Genomic DNA, 2121 nt, shown 5'->3' on the forward strand with positions numbered 1-2121 from the left:
TGGCTGTTTGTTGTTTGAGATTTGCATAGTGGACGCGAGCATCTTTGTGGCCAAGTTTTTTAGGGCACACGGTGGATGCCTTGGCATCAGGAGCCGATGAAGGACGTGGGAGGCTGCGTTAAGCCTCGGGGAGTCGCCAACCAGACGTTGATCCGGGGATGTCCGAATGGGGAAACCTAGCACCAGTCATGTGGTGTTGCCTCCGCCTGAATGTATAGGGCGGTTGGTGGTAACGCGGGGAAGTGAAACATCTCAGTACCCGTAGGAAGAGAAAACAAGAGTGATTCCGTGAGTAGTGGTGAGCGAAAGCGGATGAGGCTAAACCGGGCGTGTGTGATAGCCGGCAGGCGTTGCATGTCCGGGGTCGTGGGACCCTCTGGGTCGATCTGCCGATCGGCCAAGGAGTGATAAACCTTTGAGGTAGTCGAAAGCTCTGGGAAGGGCTGCCGTAGACCGTGAGAGCCGGGTAGGCGAAATCTTGAAGGCTTCTTGAGGGGATCCCAAGTAGCACGGGGCCCGAGAAATCCTGTGTGAATCTGCCAGGACCACCTGGTAAGCCTAAATACTCCCTGGTGACCGATAGTGCACGAGTACCGTGAGGGAAAGGTGAAAAGTGCCCCGGTGAGGGGTCGTGAAATAGTACCTGAAACCGTGTGCCTACAAGCCGTAGGAGCTTAGCTGTTCTTCGGAACGGTTGTGATGTGACTGCGTGCCTTTTGAAGAATGAGCCTGCGAGTTATGGTGTGTGGCGAGGTTAACCCGTGTGGGGGAGCCGTAGCGAAAGCGAGTCTGAATAGGGCGTTTGAGTCGCATGCTGTAGACCCGAAGCGGAGTGATCTACGCATGGGCAGGTTGAAGCTCAGGTAAGACTGGGTGGAGGACCGAACCCACCAGGGTTGAAAACCTGGGGGATGATCTGTGTGTAGGGGTGAAAGGCCAATCAAACTCCGTGATAGCTGGTTCTCCCCGAAATGCATTTAGGTGCAGCGTCGCGTGTTTCTTGCCGGAGGTAGAGCACTGGATGGCTGATGGGCCCGACAAGGTTACTGACGTCAGCCAAACTCCGAATGCCGGTAAGTGAGAGCGTGGCAGTGAGACTGCGGGCGATAAGGTTCGTAGTCGAGAGGGAAACAGCCCAGATCACCGACTAAGGCCCCTAAGCGTGTGCTAAGTGGGAAAGGATGTGGAGTCGCAGAGACAACCAGGAGGTTGGCTTAGAAGCAGCCACCCTTGAAAGAGTGCGTAATAGCTCACTGGTCAAGTGATTCCGCGCCGACAATGTAGCGGGGCTCAAGTACACCGCCGAAGTCGTGGCATTGATGCAGATTCGTCTGTGTTGATGGGTAGGGGAGCGTCGTGTATGCGGTGAAGCGGCAGAGTGATCTAGCCGTGGAGCGTACACGAGTGAGAATGCAGGCATGAGTAGCGAATCGAGGGTGAGAAACCCTCGCGCCGGATGACCAAGGGTTCCTGGGGCAGGCTAATCCGCCCAGGGTAAGTCGGGACCTAAGGCGAGGCCGACAGGCGTAGTCGATGGACAACGGGTTGATATTCCCGTACCCGCTTCAATGCGCCCATATCGAACCTCGTGATGCTAAGAGTCCTTAAGTCCTCTGATGTCCTTCGGGACTAGGGGTGAGGCTGAACGCTCGATCCGATCGGGTAGTAGGTAAGCGATGGGGTGACGCAGGAAGGTAGTCCAGCCCAGGCGATGGTTGTCCTGGGGTAAGCATGTAGGGCTGAACGTAGGCAAATCCGCGTTCTGTATGCCTGAGATGTGATGCCGAGCCGATTGTGGTGAAGTGGATGATCCTATGCTGCCGAGAAAAGCCTCTAGTGAGTGTTGTGGCGGCCCGTACCCTAAACCGACTCAGGTGGTCAGGTAGAGAATACTAAGGCGATCGGGTGAACTGCGGTTAAGGAACTCGGCAAATTGCCCCCGTAACTTCGGGAGAAGGGGGACCTCTGCTGGTGATCAGGCTAGCTCTGTGAGCTGGTGGGGGTCGCAGTGGCCAGGGGGAAGCGACTGTTTACTAAAAACACAGGTCCGTGCGAAGTCGTAAGACGATGTATACGGACTGACGCCTGCCCGGTGCCGGAACGTTAAGGGGACTGCTTAGC

The 2121-nt window shown here is 56.2% G+C and carries 1 rRNA gene; it reads left to right on the forward strand.

Annotated elements, in window-relative coordinates:
* Nucleotides 1-48 precede the first annotated feature (48 nt).
* Nucleotides 49-2121: ribosomal RNA gene (locus ACIBO2_RS58810) — 23S ribosomal RNA — on the forward strand; the annotation flags it as partial.

This window comes from Nonomuraea sp. NPDC050022, from assembly GCF_044460705.1.
Taxonomy (GTDB): domain Bacteria; phylum Actinomycetota; class Actinomycetes; order Streptosporangiales; family Streptosporangiaceae; genus Nonomuraea.